At 54.3% G+C, this 18,887-nt stretch carries 24 protein-coding genes, 1 other RNA gene and 2 riboswitches; of the genes, 9 read left to right on the forward strand and 16 right to left on the reverse strand.

The features are described 5' to 3' along the window. Window positions 1-11: 11 nt before the first annotated feature. Genes rpoZ through AAFJ72_RS13615 form a run of 4 tightly spaced genes read right to left on the reverse strand, consistent with a single transcriptional unit; the run spans window position 12 to window position 2,030 of the window. The gene (rpoZ, locus tag AAFJ72_RS13600) at window positions 12-218 is read right to left on the reverse strand and encodes a DNA-directed RNA polymerase subunit omega (protein ID WP_432774338.1); all 207 of its coding nucleotides are present in this window, start codon (window positions 216-218) and stop codon (window positions 12-14) included. Between the two features lie 4 nt (window positions 219-222). Then, the gene (gene gmk / locus AAFJ72_RS13605) at window positions 223-843 is read right to left on the reverse strand and encodes a guanylate kinase (protein ID WP_432774339.1); all 621 of its coding nucleotides are present in this window, start codon (window positions 841-843) and stop codon (window positions 223-225) included. 16 nt (window positions 844-859) lie between these two features. Then, a complete protein-coding gene (gene remA / locus AAFJ72_RS13610) occupies window positions 860-1,120 on the reverse strand; it encodes an extracellular matrix/biofilm regulator RemA (RefSeq protein ID WP_005831055.1) in 261 nt (86 codons plus the stop codon). A gap of 25 nt (window positions 1,121-1,145) precedes the next feature. Continuing rightward, entirely contained in the window at window positions 1,146-2,030 is an 885-nt protein-coding gene (locus AAFJ72_RS13615) for a YicC/YloC family endoribonuclease (protein ID WP_432774340.1), read from the reverse strand. Window positions 2,031-2,216: 186 nt separating this feature from the next. On the opposite strand from AAFJ72_RS13615, the gene AAFJ72_RS13620 reads away from it, so the two are divergent. After that, complete coding sequence (locus tag AAFJ72_RS13620) at window positions 2,217-3,956, forward strand: Rqc2 family fibronectin-binding protein (protein ID WP_432774341.1); 1,740 nt, start codon at window positions 2,217-2,219, stop codon at window positions 3,954-3,956. Window positions 3,957-4,132: 176 nt separating this feature from the next. Continuing rightward, window positions 4,133-4,579, forward strand: coding sequence for a hypothetical protein (locus tag AAFJ72_RS13625; protein ID WP_432774342.1), 447 nt, complete (start codon window positions 4,133-4,135; stop codon window positions 4,577-4,579). Window positions 4,580-4,702: 123 nt separating this feature from the next. Here the strand turns inward: AAFJ72_RS13625 and ssrS are convergent. After that, window positions 4,703-4,897: non-coding RNA, 6S RNA (gene ssrS / locus AAFJ72_RS13630), on the reverse strand. Window positions 4,898-5,053: 156 nt separating this feature from the next. Between ssrS and AAFJ72_RS13635 the strand changes: the two genes are divergently transcribed. Further along, entirely contained in the window at window positions 5,054-5,476 is a 423-nt protein-coding gene (locus AAFJ72_RS13635) for a Gmad2 immunoglobulin-like domain-containing protein (protein WP_432774343.1), read from the forward strand. Between the two features lie 3 nt (window positions 5,477-5,479). On the opposite strand, the gene AAFJ72_RS13640 is transcribed toward AAFJ72_RS13635, so the two are convergent. Beyond that, the gene (locus AAFJ72_RS13640; RefSeq protein ID WP_432774344.1) at window positions 5,480-6,253 is read right to left on the reverse strand and encodes an enoyl-CoA hydratase/isomerase family protein; all 774 of its coding nucleotides are present in this window, start codon (window positions 6,251-6,253) and stop codon (window positions 5,480-5,482) included. Window positions 6,254-6,416: 163 nt separating this feature from the next. After that, window positions 6,417-6,767, reverse strand: coding sequence for a DUF4870 domain-containing protein (locus AAFJ72_RS13645; RefSeq protein WP_432774345.1), 351 nt, complete (start codon window positions 6,765-6,767; stop codon window positions 6,417-6,419). A gap of 145 nt (window positions 6,768-6,912) precedes the next feature. Between AAFJ72_RS13645 and AAFJ72_RS13650 the strand changes: the two genes are divergently transcribed. Next, the gene (locus AAFJ72_RS13650) at window positions 6,913-7,251 is read left to right on the forward strand and encodes a hypothetical protein (protein WP_432774346.1); all 339 of its coding nucleotides are present in this window, start codon (window positions 6,913-6,915) and stop codon (window positions 7,249-7,251) included. 12 nt (window positions 7,252-7,263) lie between these two features. Here AAFJ72_RS13650 and AAFJ72_RS13655 read toward each other — a convergent pair whose 3' ends face one another. Beyond that, the gene (locus tag AAFJ72_RS13655; protein WP_432774347.1) at window positions 7,264-8,208 is read right to left on the reverse strand and encodes a GntR family transcriptional regulator; all 945 of its coding nucleotides are present in this window, start codon (window positions 8,206-8,208) and stop codon (window positions 7,264-7,266) included. 136 nt (window positions 8,209-8,344) lie between these two features. Here AAFJ72_RS13655 and AAFJ72_RS13660 point away from each other — a divergent pair, with 136 nt between their 5' ends. Next, entirely contained in the window at window positions 8,345-8,515 is a 171-nt protein-coding gene (locus AAFJ72_RS13660; RefSeq protein ID WP_432774348.1) for a YjzC family protein, read from the forward strand. Window positions 8,516-8,570: 55 nt separating this feature from the next. Here AAFJ72_RS13660 and AAFJ72_RS13665 read toward each other — a convergent pair whose 3' ends face one another. Continuing rightward, window positions 8,571-8,819, reverse strand: coding sequence for a hypothetical protein (locus AAFJ72_RS13665; protein ID WP_122905825.1), 249 nt, complete (start codon window positions 8,817-8,819; stop codon window positions 8,571-8,573). Between the two features lie 96 nt (window positions 8,820-8,915). On the opposite strand from AAFJ72_RS13665, the gene AAFJ72_RS13670 reads away from it, so the two are divergent. Further along, on the forward strand, window positions 8,916-9,458 hold the full coding sequence (locus tag AAFJ72_RS13670) for a DUF309 domain-containing protein (protein ID WP_432777194.1): 543 nt from the start codon (window positions 8,916-8,918) through the stop codon (window positions 9,456-9,458). A gap of 5 nt (window positions 9,459-9,463) precedes the next feature. On the opposite strand, the gene AAFJ72_RS13675 is transcribed toward AAFJ72_RS13670, so the two are convergent. After that, the gene (locus tag AAFJ72_RS13675) at window positions 9,464-10,006 is read right to left on the reverse strand and encodes an RNA 2'-phosphotransferase (RefSeq protein ID WP_432774350.1); all 543 of its coding nucleotides are present in this window, start codon (window positions 10,004-10,006) and stop codon (window positions 9,464-9,466) included. Between the two features lie 30 nt (window positions 10,007-10,036). After that, entirely contained in the window at window positions 10,037-10,717 is a 681-nt protein-coding gene (locus tag AAFJ72_RS13680) for a CPBP family intramembrane glutamic endopeptidase (RefSeq protein WP_432774351.1), read from the reverse strand. A gap of 193 nt (window positions 10,718-10,910) precedes the next feature. Between AAFJ72_RS13680 and AAFJ72_RS13685 the strand changes: the two genes are divergently transcribed. Beyond that, window positions 10,911-12,110, forward strand: a complete 1,200-nt coding sequence (locus AAFJ72_RS13685) for an MFS transporter (protein ID WP_432774352.1) — start codon at window positions 10,911-10,913, stop codon at window positions 12,108-12,110. Window positions 12,111-12,218: 108 nt separating this feature from the next. Next, window positions 12,219-12,698: a CcdC family protein gene (locus AAFJ72_RS13690; RefSeq protein WP_122905830.1), complete on the forward strand. Its 480-nt coding sequence runs from the start codon at window positions 12,219-12,221 to the stop codon at window positions 12,696-12,698. Between the two features lie 95 nt (window positions 12,699-12,793). Here the strand turns inward: AAFJ72_RS13690 and AAFJ72_RS13695 are convergent, their stop codons facing one another. Then, window positions 12,794-13,600 (reverse strand): VOC family protein, encoded by an 807-nt coding sequence (locus tag AAFJ72_RS13695; RefSeq protein ID WP_432774353.1) that lies wholly within the window; start codon window positions 13,598-13,600, stop codon window positions 12,794-12,796. 76 nt (window positions 13,601-13,676) lie between these two features. Here AAFJ72_RS13695 and AAFJ72_RS13700 point away from each other — a divergent pair, with 76 nt between their 5' ends. Then, window positions 13,677-14,831, forward strand: a complete 1,155-nt coding sequence (locus AAFJ72_RS13700) for a CapA family protein (protein ID WP_432774354.1) — start codon at window positions 13,677-13,679, stop codon at window positions 14,829-14,831. Window positions 14,832-14,842: 11 nt separating this feature from the next. On the opposite strand, the gene AAFJ72_RS13705 is transcribed toward AAFJ72_RS13700, so the two are convergent. The 4 genes from AAFJ72_RS13705 to AAFJ72_RS13720 form a co-directional block, all read right to left on the reverse strand. Next, entirely contained in the window at window positions 14,843-16,105 is a 1,263-nt protein-coding gene (locus AAFJ72_RS13705; RefSeq protein ID WP_432774355.1) for a homoserine dehydrogenase, read from the reverse strand. A gap of 81 nt (window positions 16,106-16,186) precedes the next feature. Further along, window positions 16,187-16,296: riboswitch (SAM riboswitch) on the reverse strand. Window positions 16,297-16,414: 118 nt separating this feature from the next. Beyond that, window positions 16,415-16,522, reverse strand: a riboswitch (SAM riboswitch). 93 nt (window positions 16,523-16,615) lie between these two features. Continuing rightward, window positions 16,616-17,137, reverse strand: coding sequence for a DinB family protein (locus AAFJ72_RS13710; protein WP_432774356.1), 522 nt, complete (start codon window positions 17,135-17,137; stop codon window positions 16,616-16,618). A 52-nt stretch (window positions 17,138-17,189) separates the two neighbouring features. Further along, the gene (locus AAFJ72_RS13715) at window positions 17,190-17,810 is read right to left on the reverse strand and encodes a cyclase family protein (protein ID WP_432774357.1); all 621 of its coding nucleotides are present in this window, start codon (window positions 17,808-17,810) and stop codon (window positions 17,190-17,192) included. Next, entirely contained in the window at window positions 17,797-18,849 is a 1,053-nt protein-coding gene (locus AAFJ72_RS13720) for a Gfo/Idh/MocA family protein (RefSeq protein WP_432774358.1), read from the reverse strand. The genes AAFJ72_RS13715 and AAFJ72_RS13720 overlap by 14 nt, the downstream gene beginning before the upstream one ends. Window positions 18,850-18,887 lie beyond the last annotated feature (38 nt).

The following is an 18,887-nucleotide window of genomic DNA, read 5'->3' on the forward strand; positions in this document are numbered from 1 at the left end:
AAAACCAGCTCTTATTTACGTCCGTCCAGAAACTCGTGCACCAGCTCGTCGGAGATAAACTCTTCCAGGGCGACGCCTACAAACTTTTTGGATTTTGGTTTGTCTACCTGCACTTCGCTGTTTTCACGCAATTGGCGGGCGCGCTTGGCAGCGACAGTCACCAGAATGTACTTGCTTTCCGCTTTTGCGGTCAATTCGTCGATAGATGGATACAACATAAAACTATTCAACCTCCTTCAACCATTTGCGATATTTGTGAACCTGACGATCTTTTTTCAGATGCTCGGCTGTAATAATCGCCTGAATGCGATCGCAAGCTGCCTCGATCACATCGTTGACCACGACGTAATCGTAATGATCCATCAGCTCGATTTCAGCGCGGGCCACTTCCATCCGTTTGCGGATCACATCCTGTGTCTCGGTTCCCCGTCCCACGATCCGGTTCTCCAGTTCGTTCAGATCAGGGGGAGCCAGGAACAGGAACGTCCCTTGCGGAAAACGCTGCTTCACCTGCAGCGCACCCTGGACTTCAATCTCCAGAATGACGTCGCGCCCCTCGTTCAGCATGTCCTCCACAAACTGGCGGGGGGTGCCGTAGAAGTTGCCTACGTATTCTGCCCATTCCAGAAGAGCGTCCTGCTCAATCATTTGCTGGAACTCTTCTTTTGTCTTGAAAAAGTAATTGACTCCTTCCACCTCGCCCGGTCGCGGAGAACGTGTGGTAGCCGATACGGAGTACACCAGCTCGGGCATTCTTTCCCGAAGCGCCTTGCATACCGTGCCTTTCCCCACACCCGCAGGTCCGGAGAGAATCAAAAGGAGACCGCGATCCACCATGCTCATTGTTTACACTCCTACTTTATTCGTCCGATTCGTCATCCTTCGTCGACAGACGCTGTGCCACTGTTTCCGGCTGAACCGCTGACAAGATGACGTGATCGCTATCTGTAATAATCACTGCACGCGTCCGGCGTCCATAGGTAGCGTCCACGAGCATGTTGCGATCGCGCGCTTCCTGGATGATCCGTTTGATCGGAGCGGATTCCGGACTTACAATGGAAATAATGCGGTTGGCATTGACAATATTGCCAAATCCGATATTGATTAGCTTGATTGCCATGACGGCCCAGCCCATCCTTTCATACCTACTCGACGTTCTGTACTTGCTCTCTCATTTTCTCCAGTTCCGTCTTGATTTCGACTGCGAGGTGGGAAATGGGCAAATAATTTGCCTTGGAAGCAATCGTGTTGGCTTCGCGGTTCATTTCCTGAAGCAAAAAGTCCAGTTTCCGCCCAATCGCGTCGTTTCCTTCCAACTGTTTTGCAAACTGGAGACAATGGCTTTCCAGACGGGTAATCTCCTCACTGATGTCACTCTTGTCAGCGAAAAAGGCAACCTCCTGCGCCACGCGCGAATGGTCCAATTCAAAAGGAGCCTTGCTGGCCCATTCGCCAAGTCGCTGGCGAAAGCGGGTCTGATACTCCTCGACTCCCAAAGGAGCCAATTGGTGAAGCTCTTTGACCCACGCCTGAATCTGTGCGAGCCGACCGGATAAATCCGTGTACAGTTGCTTGCCCTCCGCCTCTTTCATGGAGAGCAGATCGACCGCAGCGGCCCTGACTTGATCGAGCAGCCATTCGGCCGCTTCGCCACTGTCTTCTGTCATTTCTTGAGTATGTAACACGCCAGGGAAGAGCAACAGCTCCTTGACGCCAAGCGTCCCTTGCAAGGAAAAGCGCTCCGTCATCGTGCGCGACAGCGACACGAGCTGCTCGGCCATCTGCCAGTCGATGTCGACAGCCAAAGCCGCCTGACTTTTCCCATCAATCGCGATGGTCACATCAACACGACCTCTACGGACGTACTGGCTCACCAGCTTGCGCACCTGGTCCTCCAGCATGCTCCAGGCTTTTGGCAGGCGTACCTGTATCTCGGAATACCGATGATTGACGGCGCGAATTTCCACTGTCAACCGCACATTGCCCCTGCTATCCTCTTTCCGTCCATAACCCGTCATGCTTCGCACCATCGTTTTCACTTCCATAAGTCGCAAAATCGTTAATTTATTATAGGAGACAACTCTTGGCAGTGTCAACCGAAGCCGCAGGGTACAACAAGATTCCTCCCTCTCCCGCTTTGTGCTACACTGTGACTGGCAACCATTTCTTGTGTCTTGTTTTCATTCCGGGCATTTTAACAATTGAGGTGAGGTATTGTGGCATTTGATGGCGTAGTAACCCGTGCCGTCGCGCGGGAGTTGCATAAATGTATCGGTGGTCGCATCTCCAAAATCCACCAGCCGCATCACAGCGATATTGTCATGCAAGTGCGAACACCGGGAGAAACCGTCAAGCTCCTGCTGTCCGCCAATCCGACATACCCCCGGATTCACCTTACGACCGAAGAGTTTACGAATCCGCTGGAAGCCCCGATGTTTTGCATGCTGCTGCGCAAGCATTGTGAGGGCGGGCTGATCGAATCCATCGAGCAGGTCGGCATGGAGCGGATCATCCACATCGACATCCGCACCCGTGACGAGCTGGGAGACACGGCGCTCCGCCGCATTATCATGGAAGTGATGGGCAAGCACAGCAACATTATTCTCGTCGATCCGGCAACAGGGATGATTCTGGACAGCGCCATGCACGTGACGCTTGCGATCAGCCAATACAGGCAGGTCACGCCTGGTCGGCCGTACATCTCCCCGCCCAGCCAGAACAAGCGCGACCCGCTCACCGTTACCGAGCAAGCGTTCATTTCCTCCATTGACTGGAACAGCGGGCGGCTGGACAAACAGATCGTAGATAACTACACGGGCATCAGCCCGCTTTTGGCCAAAGAGATCGTCCACCGGGCGAAGCTGGCTAATCGCGCCACGTTGTGGGAAGCCTTTTCCACGGTCATGGAGGCGGTCAAGGCGCACTGCTACGCACCTGCGATTGTGGAACGCGCCGACAAGGCGTATTTTCACGTCGTCGAATTGACACATCTGACCGATGGCACCGCCACGCCGTACCCTTCCGTGCATGAATGTCTGCAAGCCTACTACGAGGGCAAGGCGCTGCGCGATACAGTCAAGCAGCGCGCCCACGACCTGATTCGTTTTGTTACTGCCGAGCGCAACAAAAATGAGAAGAAGATTGAAAAGCTGGAGCAAACACTGCAGGAGGCGCACGACGCCGAGCTGTTCCGCCTGTACGGCGAGCTGATTACTGCCAGCATGCATCAGTTAAAGCGCGGCGACACCGAGCTGGTCACTGTCAACTGGTACGATGAGGCGGGAGGCACGATCACCATCCCGCTCGACCCGTTGAAGACCCCTTCGGAAAATTTGCAAGCCTATTACAAACGGTACAACAAGGCGAAAAACAGTCTGCAAATCGTCAGCGAGCAGATCGAACAAGCCAAAGCGGAAATCCTCTACCTGGACGGTCTTTTGGTGCAGCTCAATCACGCCAGCCTGAAGGAAGCAGAAGAAATTCGCGAAGAGCTGGTCGAGCAAGGCTACATGCGCGATCGCAAAAAGCGCGGACCGCGCAAGAAGAAGGACACGCGCCCGGAGCTGGAACGGTACGTCTCGACCGACGGCATCGAAATTCTCGTGGGAAAAAACAACAAGCAAAACGAGTTTTTGACAAACAAGCTGGCGTCCTCGCACGAAACGTGGCTGCATACAAAAGACATTCCCGGCTCCCACGTCGTCATCCGTGCGCGTACTTTTTCCGATCAGACCTTGCTGGAAGCCGCAAATCTGGCAGCCTATTTCAGCCGCGCCAAAGAAGGCAGCCAGGTTCCTGTCGACTACACCCTGATTCGGCACGTCAAAAAACCGAGCGGTGCGAAGCCGGGCTTCGTCACTTACGAGCAGCAGCGCACCTTGTACGTCACTCCGGATGAAGCACTCGTCCGCCGCCTGAAAGCAAACGCTTCTCCTACGCATAGTGAAACTCGCTAAGCTCATACTAAGAGCATGGAAAGGTGTCCTCGTTTTTGCATCAGCCTGCCTGGTTCGCCATACCGACGTTCCAACTCGACGTTTACGACAGTCGCCCTCGCAGTAAGGAATTGCTTGTTGCACGCTCATCAGCAAGAAACCATTCCAGTTCATTTCACTTTGGAAGGAGGATCAGGATGAACGTCATCGGCATCATCCAGACGGATCTAAACGAATTCAGCGTATTGTTCGAACAGCCAAACAACGGGCAAGGCGGTAACGGCGGACAGAACGGCGGTGGACAGCAAGCAAATGGCGGCGGGCAGGATTTCGGGGACAGCGGCTCCCTGTTCCTCAGCTTTCTGGACGAGCAGCCAAGCTCCGGCGAAGGGAACAGTTCGAACGGACAAGGGCAAGAACAAGGGCAGCAAAGCGGTCCGCAGGAATTGACCGTTCGCATCAAAGGGATACCGGAAGGCCAAAAGGCAAACTTTTTGCAGATGTACCAGATCTTGCATGACGCTCAGGATTCGAAACAGCTGGAGCAAAGCCTGACGATCGTGAACACCGATCAGGACGAGCATGGTGCTGGGCGCAGACAAGGCCAGGACCAGAGGTTTGACTCTGGCAAGCAAAACAAATAGATCCATGGCGACAGAACACGTCTTGCCCATCGCTGCGATCCGAGCCGAACGCATAAAAAACCACCTGGAAGTCTCCAAGTGGTTTTTTCATGTTATCGGCTAATCTTTGCTTTAACATCCTGCCAAGCCCCCGCTCTGCCGTTGACCTCATGTTTCTGTAACCTGCTCTCACACAGGTGGGTGACCCGTCTGCGCTTCAGCCTTCCCATGCATCCCGACAGGGGGAGGTGGGCCTGACATCCACCACAGATTTCCGTCTCCCGAAAAAAACGTATAAGGTTAGAAACATTTATGGCCTTACGTACATCGCAGGATCTTGATACAACTACTTTACCACACAATTCACCCTCGCTCAACGGATATTCTTCCCTGCCATATTCCCATTCTTCGTGCGAATGCCTTTTCCAGAATAAAACACCTGTCTGCTCGCCATCTTAAAAAACGTAACCACACTCTGGAAAAGGAAGGGATCGCATGCGTTTTCACCACAAGCTGATGATCGTCTCACTACTGGCGGTCGGCTCCGTTTGTATGCCAGCTTCCGCGCAATCGCTGCCTGGAAGCGCCATGGAACAGCCGGCTGGCGAACAAGGGGGCAAGTACGAAAACGAATCGTTTCGCAACATCGCCGTGACCAAAACCGGACCAGGCCAATACGCCGTAAAAGGCGAAGCACGCGTATTCGAAGCTACCGTCCGCTTTGTCGTGACAGACGAGGGCACTACCTTGGCCGACAGCTTTGTCACAGCGAGCCAGGGGGCGCCCGAATGGGGCACATTTACGATCAACCTGAGTCTCGACGCCACCAAGCTGAAAGCACCCGTGCTTACCTTGTTCGAGGAAAGCGCCGAATCAGGCCAGCGCATCCACGAACTGAACATCCCTTTGCCGAAGTAGCGTTTACGTCCGTTTCATTTTGGCCCGGACAAGCGATTGAAACGCAGGGTGGGCAATCAAGGACGGTTGCTGCTGTTTTTCCCAGGCGAGCGCATACTCCAGCCCGTTACACTGGCACCGTCCCAGCCCTTCCTTCGTGACAGCATACGCCTCCCGCGGCAAACGCCGCACCGCCGCCACCAGCGCTTCCACCTCCTGCTCCATGCGCGCTGGCTCAACCGCCCGATAGATCAAGCCAATCTGCTCGGCTGTTTGCCCGGAAATCTTTTCCCCGAGCAAAGCCAGCCGTTTCGCCCATGCCGTTCCTACCAGCCGCGGCAGCAAATACGTGCCGCCAAAGTCGGTCGTGAGTCCGATCTGGACGAAAGGCTCCTGCAACACCGCATCTTTCGTCGCGATGACAAAATCGGCGTGCAGCGCCAGATTGAGCCCTGCTCCGACCGCCACCCCTTCCACGACGGCAATCACCGGCTTTGGCATCTGGTGCAGCCGCGCGATAAAGTCATTGATGACCGCAAGCGCCTTCTCAGCCTCGCTTTTATCGCTAAGCGCTGTCAGTACGGTCAAATCCGCACCGGAGCAAAAATGGCCGCCCGCTCCCCGGAGAATAAGCACTTCCACCTCCGGATCATCCGCCGCCTCTGCAATCGACTTTTGCAAAAGCGAAAACATCTCGACCGTCATCGCGTTCAGCACGCGCGGGCGATTGAGCGTGATCGTGCAGACTCCCGCTTCTTTTTTCAGCAAAAGCGGAGTTGCTTGAACTTCTTGTTCCATCTTTGTCTCTTCTCCTTTCTAAGTGGATGTCTTGCCGCTTGCGTCTCTTGCATGCCTTCTGCCGTAACATTTCGCGATGAATGACCATTCACCCTGCCTGTTTCAGGAACTTTATGGAAAAAACCGCTCCTGTGGGGAACGGCTCCTTCGTGAAGCAAGCGATTTATTTGATAAACCGAAGGGTAAGCGGATAACGGTAGCTTTTCCCTTCGCTTGCCCGGACAGCAGCGATCACCACACAGACAATCCAGAAAAAGAACAGGGCGATCAACAAGATCAAGCCGATAAAGACGATGAGCAGGATGCTGGAAACGGCTGCGTAGATCGTAACTGAAATGCTGAAATTGACCGCTTCCTTGCCGTGCTCCTGAAAAAAGAGTCCCTCTTCCCGTTTGAACAGCCAGACCAAAAGCGGTCCCAATACATGGCCGAACGGGATCAGAAAGCCGATCAGCGCGGACAAATGGACGATCATGGCCCACATTCGCTCGTCTTTTCCAACCAGATGATTCATGTGCATTCCCCCATTCCCTTCGATACTGTAGTTTACGATGCCATCCTGGCAAACTTGCGAAAAAACAAAAAAGCGCCGCAACAGGCGCTTTTTCGATGAACTAATATTTGCTGTCGTGTCCGCCCCAAGAGGACCCGTAACCACCGTGTCCGTAGCTTTCGCCGTAATGATGACCGCAGCTGCCGCGACCGGATTTACATTCCATTTTGTAGTAAGGCTTGTAGTAGCAGTGTTTTTTGTAGTATTTCTTCTTGCAGCACTTCCTGTAGTAGCACTTGCAATGAGATCTTCTGCATCCGCAACCCATGAACCTCACCCCCTCTTGTTCGTTACATCTACAAAATATGTAGGTGAGGGTGGATCGGCATGGTACACTTGTCTATTCTTGAACCAAAATCAGCAAATGACCCATGTGAATCGCGGTACAATTTTTATCCAAATTAAAGAAAAAACTCTGGCAATCAACCAGAAAATGAGTGCATGAATGATCGAAAATTCATTGTGTCACAATTTTGCGCAGTTCATTGATTCCGTGATGGTCGGGAATCTCCTGGTATTCCTTTACTTTTGGCAGCGTCAGCAAATGAGGTCTGACCATATAGCCTGGCTTCGATATATAGACGACATCACAATTCGCAATCAGGTCGAACACGTCGGGATGGTTCGCTTCAATCGTCCGAATATCCAGATGAGTGATGCCTGCGTTGTACAAGTCACTTATCATTCCTGCTGCACCGCGAATGGTCGCGCAGACCAGTCCGACTTTTGTATGGCGGGGGTACGCCTCCATGGCCGGAATGACTGTAGTGGGATCGGGAATAAAATCGAGGCTGACGATGGGTGGAGCCTCACGCGGCAAGCGGTGCTTCGTGCGCAAATTCACGGTCGGGTGCGTGACAATCGCCTTGTATTGCTGCAAAAAGCTCGGGTCCTGTTCGAATCGCTCGGCAAAATCATCAAAGGTCCGCCCCTCCAGCATGACACTGGGCAGATGGTATTGCACCAGGCGCAAATATTCGGCCAGCTCCAGCTCTGTGAAACGCAAAAACAGGACAGGAAACTGGTTGATCTCCTGCATGACAGAAGAAAGGACACGGGTAAATTCATCCATGGAATACCCCATAGCCTTTACTTTGTGCAGCGTTTCTTTGGCTAGCAAGGCGAGATGCGCGGGATTGCGGGTCAGGAGAGGGTCGTTGACAATATTGCTGACGATCGTTCCACGCCCTTGCCGCGAATCGACCATTCCTTCCTGCTGCAAGCGGAGATACACGCTCCTGACCGTGTTGTAATTGACCTTCAGATGCGCCGCCAGCTCTCTGACCGTCGGCAGTTGCTCATTCGGCGCAAGTTCTCCGCTGCGAATCGAGGAGGCAATTTGTTGGTAGAGCTGTTCGTGGTACGAAACATTCGAATCCTTTTGCAAGGTCAGGCGTAGCATGCATTCACCTCTTCCTCCATCATTGAAACCATCGTATATGAATTGCGAATCGAACGTCAATAGAGCAGCCGGCATGAACCTCCCCGCGACGGCAATACTAAACCAGATCACACATTTGCGAGAAAGAGGTGTTCCCATGGGAGAACGAAGCCGTTTTCGTGAAGGCGACAAGTCGCCAAAAAACGCCGTGTACATGGAAATCGGGGAAACTGGCGCCAGCGTGCAGGACCCGATGATTATCGAGCTGGAAAAAGGCGAAAAGTTTCCCGCAACCCGCAACAAAAACCGGGTGTGGACCCAAAAGTAGGTGCCAACCTGCAAGAAAACCAACCTGGCCGCAAACAACCAGGTTGGTTTTCTGATTAATCCTCGTCTTCGTCGCCTTCGCTGTCTTCCTCATCCTCTTCGTCGCCGCTCACATAAATGATGGTGACACCGAGGCTCTCCAGCAGAGAAATGACTTCCCTGTTCAGCTCCTGGTCCATGAGCAGCCCCAGGCTTTCTACCAGCTCAAGCTCTTCCAGTTCGCCTTTTTCGGCATCTTCAATCAGCTCTATGACTTCCGTCATCCGCTTCTTTTCCAGGACTGCCATCAGTTCATCTCTCGTCATAAACTGTTTCCCACCTCGATTTCTCAACTCTATGCTTTATAATAGTACATAAACTAACCGTTGAAAATATAACGAAGGAGCGAGGTGAAGTCCACCGTGTATCCTGAGCCGTATCTGGACTACCTGGTTCAGTTTCATGTCAAACGCGACTATTTCGAGTGTCACGAAATTTTGGAAGAATATTGGAAAAGCGCTCCGCCACAGGAGCGCCAGTCTGTTTGGGTCGGCTTGATCCAAATTGCCGTCGGACTGTACCACCACCGCCGCGGCAACGTAAACGGCGCCCGCAAAATGCTCACAAGCGCCCACGCGCTGGTGAAAAAGCATCACGCAGAGCTGGAGCGCCTTGGCCTGGACAGCAATGCCCTGGAGCACCTGCTGGCAGTCCGCCTGGAGGAAATTGGGCAAGGCTTGCCTTACCGCAGCATTACCTTGCCGATGCAGGCCGCCGAGCTGATTGCCGCGTACAAGGCAGCTTGTGCCAGACAAAATCAGCCTGAGCATCGCGACAGCGACATGAATGATTCGTTTTTGCTGAACAAGCATACGTTGCGCGACCGCAGCGACGTCCTCGCAGAACGCGAGCGCCAGCTACAGCTCCGTCAGGGAAAACAGCCCGATCCCCATGCCGCAACCTGATGTGCTCACTCCGCGACAAAAGCGGCTGGTATCGCCTCACTGAACCAAAATGCCCCGCTCCCCTGGAAAAATCGGATGCCGGCCGCCCGTGCCCGAGCCGCCTGAACGGTTAGCAAACAGAGCGTGTCCTCCGGCATCCCGATGTCCTCTGCCCGAGAAGCAAGCTGGACAAGCTCGCTTGCAATCGGCAAAAGCCCCCCGGCGAGCGCCTGCTGCACCAGCTTTGCGTGCGTGCCGTAATACAGGCGCTCCGGCGGCTCCGCCTCTGTGAGCCGCGTGGCCCTCTGGCTCGGCGCAAAGCCGTAGGTGGCGCGAATCAACTCGCCCCCGTCCCACTCGATTTGCCGCTCCGGGTCATTTTCCACTACCTGCCACAAATCGGCACGCCGAAGGTTCGCCCAGCCTTTGATCGAGCGCAAACAAGCGAGCAGCGGTCCGGTTGGCGTGAAGCCGTATGTATCGAAGTAAAGCTGGACGTGCTCGTTTTTTTGCCGCAGGATGCTGAGCAGACGCTTGCGCAGTTGGAGTTCCTCGTGTTGGGCCAGCATGGCTTTCTCCCCCCTTCATCCGGTTTTGCGCTAATAAATCCAGAAAACAACAGCCAGTACCAACGCCAAATCCGCCAGCAAATGGCTGAACCAGGTCGGGTAGATCGACGGAAACAGCCTTTTCATCCACCCCCAGATGACGCCCGCGCCATACACCGCCATCGTAAGCAGCAACCCTTGCCACACCCCGAACAAGGTAGCCGTGATAATCAGGTGATACAGCGTGTAAAAAAAGCTCGTGAGCAGTACGGCGACAACACGGGAGAGCGAGCGCAGCATGCGCTGCAGGACAAAGCCTCGCCAGAACAGTTCCTCCAAAAGCGAATTGACGACCACGAGATACAGCGCAAACCAGCCGATCCAGTTGCGGTCAAGCCCCCACGACTCCAGCCCGGCCCGTACGACGTCCGGCCTGCCCTCCGCTTGCAAAATCAGCCACAGTCCTGCCAGGATGCCTGTAAAAAACAGCAACCCCAGTCCAATTCCGAAAAGCGCCCCGCGCTTCTCAAAGCGTCCCCACGCCAGACGCCAATGCTCTTGCAAGCTTTTTTCCCACCAGCCGTGCAAGAGCGGGATCGCTACACAAACCCCCAAATGAAACGAAACAAACGTGACAAACAAGCTGTGCCGCTCGACCAGTCCGTAAAAAATGGCGAGCGTGGCAAAAAACCCATACCCGATCAAAAGAAGCAGCGTGCGTTTTCGCGCCATTTCCGACAAGCTCCTTTGTTGCGTTTTCGCCGCCCATCGCTCCTGTAATGTGCCCGTTATGGCGTAGAAGCATACATACATTGTCAATAAATGTACAAATATTTGGACAGATGTTATACTAAGTGGTGCCGTTTTAAAAAATTTGATCGATTCATTTTTTTACCAAAAACCAAAACGATTTGGAGTGGCACTCATGTTGTGGCGTAACCGAACCTTTGTCCTGCTAATGACGGGAGAGATCATCGCTGGCGCAGGCATGTGGATTTCCATCATTGCCAATTTGTCGTTCATGCAGAGCCTGATCCCTTCCGAAACCGTGAAGGCTCTGATTTTGATGACCGGCCTTGTCGTAAGCATTCTGCTCGCACCGAAAGCAGGCGTCATCATCGACATGTACGACAAAGGAAAGGTCATGTTCTGTGCCAGCCTGGCTCGTATCCTGAGCCCCGTGTTTATGTTTCCCGCGCTTGCCTACGATTCAATCTGGTGGATGATCGTTTCGCTGATCGTCATGCAAGTGTCGGCGGCCTTTTACTTCCCGACCGTGCAAGCTTCCCTGCCTGCCATCTTGAGCAAGGATGAACTGCTGAAAGCGAACAGCGCCTACTTGAATATATCCACGCTGTCGCGCATCGGCGGAACGGCTCTCGGGGGGATTCTCGTCGTCTCCATGGAGCTGTCCATGCTGTACGTCTGCTCGATGATTGCGTACGCGGTCCTCGCCGTCGTCACGCTGTTTTTGCGCATTCCGGCAGTCACCTCGCGCAACATGAAGGAAAAAGTGGAGTTTCGCGAAGTGCTGCAGATTGCCCGCAAAGATCCGGCGCTGTTTGTCGGGCTCATCAACAACGGCTTGATAACGCTGTTTTTGGGCGGCATCAATCTGCTGATTCTCAACCTCAGCGAGCTGCAGCAGGAGCCTCAGCTCATGGGCTGGATTTACACAGTCGAAGGAACGAGCATTTTAATCGGCGGCCTGCTGGCCAAACGGTGGATCGGCGGCAAAAACCTGGTCGCAGCCTCCACGCTCATGCTGTTTTTCTTTGCCCTCTCCCAGTTCGGGATGTCGTTTGCAGCGCAGAAAGCGATGGTGCTATCCTCGTTTTCCGTGTTCGGCTTTGTCGTCGCCTTCTTTTTCCCGGTGCTTTCGACGATCTTTCAGAAGCGGCTGCCCGCCCACCAGCAAGGACGGTTTTTCTCCTTCAAAAGCATGCTGGATCGCGGCTGTTTCCTGCTGGCACTGGGAATTACCGGGATCGGCCTGGACTTGCTCGGCATCAGTGGCTACCTGCTGTTCATCGGCTCGATAACCCTTTTGTCCGGCATCCTGACGTTCGTTTACAGCAAAAAACACAGGCTGGATGTCCGCGAAAGCGACGAGGCAGCCGCCTAGCAATCGCACCGCTTGCCTGTCTGCTGCTTTTCCCTGCGCCTCCATTTGGTGTACACTAGAAAAAACAACGTTGAAAATTTGTTGCAAGTCTTTGGAGGCGTTTTTCCCATGCAGATCCTATCTTCCCCTGCACTCGGCATCCTGGTTCCGCTGTTGATGGCGACTGCGGTCATCTTTGTGCGCATGCGTCGGCAAAAAAAGCCTGTGTCCGCAAAGAGCATCATCCTGCCGCCTTTCTTCATGTCGACGGGCTTTGCGATGTTTCTCTTTCCAGAGGCAGCACTCCCGCCGATGTACGATCTGGCCGCTTTTGTCACGGGGTTGTTTTTCTCGATTCCTTTGATTATGACCTCGCGCTTTGAAGTGATCGGCCGGGACATCTACCTCAAGCGCTCCCGGGCTTTCTTCTTCATCCTGGCAGGGTTGCTCATCATCCGGTTGATTATCAAACTGGTGATAAACGACAGCTTTACCCCGATTCAGACGGGCGGACTTTTTTTCTTGCTTGCTTTTGGCATGCTTGTTCCTTGGCGTATCGCGATGCTGTACATGTACAAGCAATTGGCGAAAAAGACGTTTGGCACGTAATGATGTCTGGGAAAAACGAAAAAGCAACTGGTTTCCTCCTGTGCTTGAAGGAAATCGGTTGCTTTTTTTGCGGAGAGTCGTCCGCCAGGGGACAATCAAACCAGATACATCCCGCCGCATATGTCGTACGAAAACGGCTGCGCCTTTGCCGCCCCCATTTTCGCAAAAAAGGGACGTTCCCCGCGAGACGTGAGCGCCTGCTGCGCTACTCCAGCCTGCGTCGGTTCACACAGGACGATGCTTCCACCCGGCAGCGCAAACGTCACACAGCGCGCGCCCAGCCGCTCATCGGTGAACGCTTCTGCGGCCTGCCACCCGAACCACCGCGTCCAGTCCGCCGTCGCCGCGCCCAGGTCCGCGACGGCGTAACCGACTGCCAGAAGCTCGGTGGCGCCGTTTGCATGGGGAGCAATGATCCCTCGCTGTGTCAAATCTGCCTGCCGCTCATCGTCTGATTCTTGCCACTCTATCAAAAACGGCATGTTTCGGGCAGTCTGCGGATCTTCGGCAAACAGCATGCGCCAGCGCAATGTTTTTCCGTCGTCTCTTGTGCGGCTCCCGTCTACCGGCCCGATGAGCGTAAGTCCAAGCGCCCGAAATCGCTCTGCCCACCGATCCATTTCGCTGGTGCGCAAGGCGATTTGCCCAAGCCCTTCGCCAAGACCGTGCTCGGCTACCAGCTGCACAATGAGCGGATTGTCGGATTGCCCGGCAACAACGGCATCCTCGACAGCCAAAAACTCCACATAGGACAAGCCGAAATAGCTGAGACTGTTCCATGTCCCCCAACGGGTGTGCCTGCCGCCAGGTACAACGTGAAATCCCACCTCGCGGAACAGCCGCGCTGCTTCTTCGGGCTGCCGATGGACAAAATGAACCAGATGGTCAAAGAACAATTGCATCTTTTTTCGCCTCTTTTCGTATTAGCTTTATCATAGCAAAATTCACCATCTTTTCATCAACGAAGAAAGGAGAACCATGATCGAGACGAATTACAGCCGGACGCGATCCCGGCAAATGCAGAGACGATCCATGCGGCGCAGGGCATGGAAAAACACGCTTCTTTTCAGCTTGCTCGCCTGCGTCGGGGCAGGAGCTTATTTCAGCTTCACGACACTCGACAAGCACAAAGCCCCTGAAACCAATCCCGCGCCGACTCACGCCGCTGTACAGGAGCAGACTGTCCGGCTCACCTTTGTCGGCGACGTGATGATGGCCGGAAATGTGGAAAAGGTTTTGCTGGAAAAAGGCTACCACTATCCGTTCACGCATGTGCGCGAGCTTTTTTTACAGGATGACTACACGATTGCCAATCTGGAGTCGCCGCTTACGACCAGAGGGACGCCCGCAGACAACAAGGCGTTCGTCTACAAGTCCTCCCCTTTGGCTGCGCCCGCCATGCAAGCAGCCGGCATCGACGCGGTCAATCTGGCGAACAACCACTCGATGGACCAGGGGGTAGACGGCTTGCTCGATACGTTCGACGCTCTGGAGCAAAACCGGATCGCTTACGTCGGAGGTGGTGTCGATTCCGCACGCGCCTACGCTCCTGTGTTCGTGGAAAAAAACGGGATCAGGCTCGCCCTCTTCGGCTTTAGCCGGGTGATACCGGAAGTTAGCTGGTTCGCGCAAAAAAACGCGCCAGGACTGGCAGGGACGTATGATCCCGCCATGGCCGTCCAAGCCATTCAACAGGCGAGGGCACAAGCGGATCTCGTCATCGTGATCGCCCATTGGGGAAAAGAGCGGGAAGACTTTCCCGTCGAGCATCAAAAAGAGCTGGCAAAAGCATACATCGACGCAGGCGCAGACCTGGTCGTCGGCGGCCATCCGCATGTCCTGCAAGGCTTTGAACAGTATCGCGGCAAATGGATCGCCTACAGCCTGGGCAATTTCATTTTCACGCGATCAACCGAGCCGAAAACATGGGAAACGATGGTGCTTCAAGCAAGCTGTACGAAAAACGCCGTCTGCAGCCTGACCATGCTTCCTTTTCACGCCGAGCTGGGACAAGCGGTGCCGATGAATGCCGCGGACGGAGCCGCGCTGCTCCGCCGAATCGAGTCGCTCTCGGAAAACGTGCAGATTGACGCGGACGGCCGCATACAGGCAAAGGATGGGCAAGAAACGTAGCTTTTCGTATTTCAAGCTGTTTCAAGCAGCGGGAAGCAGCGCACCTCCAGACCAAAATCGCTTTTCAGCACTGCCTCGTGCTCTTCGCGAATCCCCGTTGCGATCAGCCCCGCACGCAATACGCCGCCCAGGTCGAATTGCACTTTCAGCTTGGTCACAGTCACGCCCGCCTCGCGCAGGAAATGCAGCACGCGATCAGGTGTGGCCGCGGGACACGACCCTTCGAGATAACACAGCACGCGCTCGTCCTCACCTTGAGCCGGCTGTGCTTCCGCCGTTTTTTCCTTCCAGGCCGGATGCGGGGTAAACGGCTGCGTCAACAAATAAGCCAAATCTTCCACGACGGCGCTTGCGGTTGGCAGCTCGCCTGCGCCTCTGCCCGTAAACAGCAGATCGCCGACGATGTTCCCCGAAAGCTGAACAGCGTTGAAGGAATCCTGGATTTGCGCCAGCGGATGGGCGAGAGGCAACATCGTCGGCTGAACCGAGAGCCGGATTCCCTGCTCCGTTTTTTGCGCCTGGGCAATCAGCTTGATTCGGTAGCCAAGCTCGCTCGCGATACGGATGTGGCCGGGGGACAAATCCGCGATTCCTTTGCGCACGACATTGGCAAGCGGCAGCGATTCGCCGTACACAAGCTGCGCGAGAATGTACAGTTTGTACATCGCGTCGAACCCTTCCACGTCAGAACGCGGATCAGCTTCCGCATACCCCAGCTCCTGCGCCTGCTTCAACACTTCCTGATAAGGGAGCTGTTCGGCTTCCATCTTCGTCAGGATGAAGTTCGTCGTCCCGTTGAGAATGCCGCGCACTCCGTGAATATCGTTCGTGCGCAGAAACTGTCGAAGCACGCTCAAAATCGGGATACCGCCTGCAACACTCGCTTCGTAGGCCAGATGGACCTGATGCCGGTTTGCCAGTTCGACCAGCTCTGGGCCGCGTTTGGCAAGCAGCTCCTTGTTCGCCGTTACCACGTGGCACCCTTTTTCGATCAAGGCACGCACGTAGTCGTACGTCGGCTCGACGCCCCCCATAACCTCGACGACAATGTCTACGTCACTTTTCAGCACATCCTCGAAATTGGTGGTCAGCAGGGCGGGATCTACCTGAACGGCCCGTTCTTTTTCCGAATCGCGGACCAACGCTTTGACAATCTCGATGCGTTTGCCCAATCGTGCGAACAGCTTTTCCTGCTGCAACCGAATCGTCTTGATAACGCCACCTCCTACTGTTCCCAATCCCAACAACCCTACCTTGACTACACCTGCACTCATTCCTGTCACCTCATCGCATATTTTTACCAAAAAGAAAAAACCTTCTTGCTAAGAAGAAGGTTTGGCATCAAAAAAGCCTTCTCCTTATCTCCCAGGACGCTTCCGTCCTGCAGGAATTGGCACCTTGTCACACGCTGTGTAACGGTTGCCGGGCTTCATCGGGCCAGTCCCTCCACCTCTCTGGATAAAGATCATTATGAATTTTTGCACTGCTTCGGCAGTCTGCAAGCATGCACAATCGTGTTCAAAACATCAAAAAACCTTCTTCGCTAAGAAGAAGGTTCGCCATGACTGCTATGATGTACCCGCTTCTTATCTTTCGAGGCGAAAACGCCCCGCAGGAATTGGCACCTTGTCGCTGTTCGCAACGGTTGCCGGGCTTCATCGGGCCAGACCCTCCACCTCTCTGGATAAGAACCTCGTATGCTGTTGAGCCTATTCTAAGAAATTCCAAAGCATTCGTCAACAAGTTTCTTTCTCGTTTTTACTCGCTTCGGATGAGAGGGCAAGCTAATTAGCCAGTCCGTACCTTTCCCGTAGGATGCGGCAGTGGTGGGCCTCATGCCCGGCGATGACATACGCCAATGTGCGCGCAGACAGCTTGTTGCCGTTCGCGTTTCCCATTCGCGTCCACGCTTCCTCCGCCACTCCCCGCAACTGGGCGAGTGTCGCCTGCCGAACCGCCTGGTATTCTTCGAGGATGCTTGCCAAGTCGCGCTCCTGGAAAAATGCTTGCGAGACATACGCATTTTCGTCAAATCCGGCGAGCGGCGTCTCGTCTCCCCTGGCAATGCGCAGCAGCCGATAGCTCATGATCCGCTCTGTATCAATGAGATGTCCCAGCACTTCTTTTACCGTCCACTTGCCTGCCGCGTAGCGATACGCCAGTTGCTCCTCCGTAAGCCGGGAAAACATCTCGACGGTTTGCGCTCTTTGCTCCGCCAGGATCGCAGCCAACTCACCATCCGGCACCAACTGGACATAATAGTCAAAATAATCCCCGTATTCCTCGCGATTCGGTCTCCCTGGCATGCTCTGATCCTCCTTTGTTTTTGGAAAATGATGCGGTTATTCCTGGCAGCTTTTAACCTTGCCAGCCCTCAAACAGCAGCACTCTTGCCGGTGCAGCGTCTGTGCCCACCAGCTTTAACGGGGCCGCAACCATGAAGTATTGGCCCGCAGGAACTTCACGCAACCGCAAGCCCTCGATCACAATCACCCCTGCGCCAAACAACGTTTTATGGGTGGGATGCCCTTCCTGGCTGCGCTCGATGCCCAGTGCATCTGTGCCGACGCCGCGCACGCCTTTTTCCACCAGATACTCCGCACCATCCTGTGCCAAATAGACGAATTCGAACGAAAAAGCATCCTCCCACGAGTTTTTCGTTTGGAACAGGACAAAATCGCCCGGCGCAATGTCGCAGCCCTCCAGCTCTGCCCGTCCGATCTTGTCTTCTACGTGCGTCAGGTCGAGTACGCGGCAGTTTCCCACCAGCTTTTCCAGTGAAATGCTTTCAAAAGTCTCCCCGTCTTTCACCATGTGCAGCGGCGCGTCTACATGTGTACCGGAATGGACATCCATGTCGATCCTCGATTCGGTCACATAGCCGTTTGTTGCCGACAAAATCTTCGGCTGCTTTTCCGGCTTGTTTTTGTACACCGTCATCCCTTCGAATATGGGGGCAGACACATCATACATTTTCATCGCGCTTCGCCTCTCTTATTTGCTCTTCTTTTTCTGTCCCAAGCTGCCTGCTTTCGCGCTGCAAGTCGGCCGGGAATACGACGCCCATCTGTCTTCTCGCTTCATCCATGACTTCCATCGTCAACAGCGAGGCGGCATGTGAATTCGTCGCTGACTCTCTGGCGCCTGCGGCAGCAAGCCGGATGAACTCCCTGATTTCATAGTGCATCATTTTGGGTGTCTGCGGCCTGGTCACGTCCTCGATCCGTCCGTCCCGGTAGCGAATCTCGATGCGCGTCAGGTGATTGATTTTGTCAATGACCATCGTGGCGTCCTCTCCCTGGATTTCCGCCGGCTGATAGGAGGTCGTAATCTTGGAAAAGCTGAGAATGGCATCCATCTCTTTGTACTTCAATAACATGCTGCCTTCGCCATCTACCCCTGACGTCAGTACAATTCCTTCTGCCTTGACCTGATCCGGTCTGCCAAACAGGATGATCGCAGGATAAAGGCAGTAAATCCCGATATCCATCAACGCCCCGTTGGAGTAGGCAGGGTCAAAGGCCCGCAGCACCTCTCCCGCGCGGTACGCATCATAGCGGGAGGAATACTGGCAATTACTGGCGATAAAACGGCGGATTTTGCCCAGCTTGGGCAGATGGTCCTGAATCGCAAAAAAGTTCGGAACCAGCGTCGATTTGACCGCTTCCATAAGCAGAACATCATGCTTTTTCGCCGCCGCAATCATCGCCTTTACTTCGTCCGCATTCGAGGCGAGCGGCTTTTCGCACAACACGTGCAGCCCCAGTCTCATGCACAGGATGGCCTGCTCGGCATGAAAGCAATTGGGGCTGGCAATGTAGACGGCGTCGATGTGTCCGCTCGCTGCCATCTCTTTTGGATCTGTGTAGAAAAAAGGAGCCGCGAACTTTTCAGCAAATTCTTTGGCGCGTTCGATCGTTCGCGAGCAAACCGCTTGCAGGGAAAAGCCCTCTACCGCAAGACCTGCCTGGATGAACTCTTCTGTAATCCAGTTGGTACCGATTACGCCAAAACGCATGAATCGCTTTCCCCCTTTTTGTTGCTTCGTCAGACAGA

Source organism: Brevibacillus gelatini (genome assembly GCF_050920745.1).
Taxonomy (GTDB): Bacteria; Bacillota; Bacilli; order Brevibacillales; family Brevibacillaceae; genus Brevibacillus; species Brevibacillus gelatini.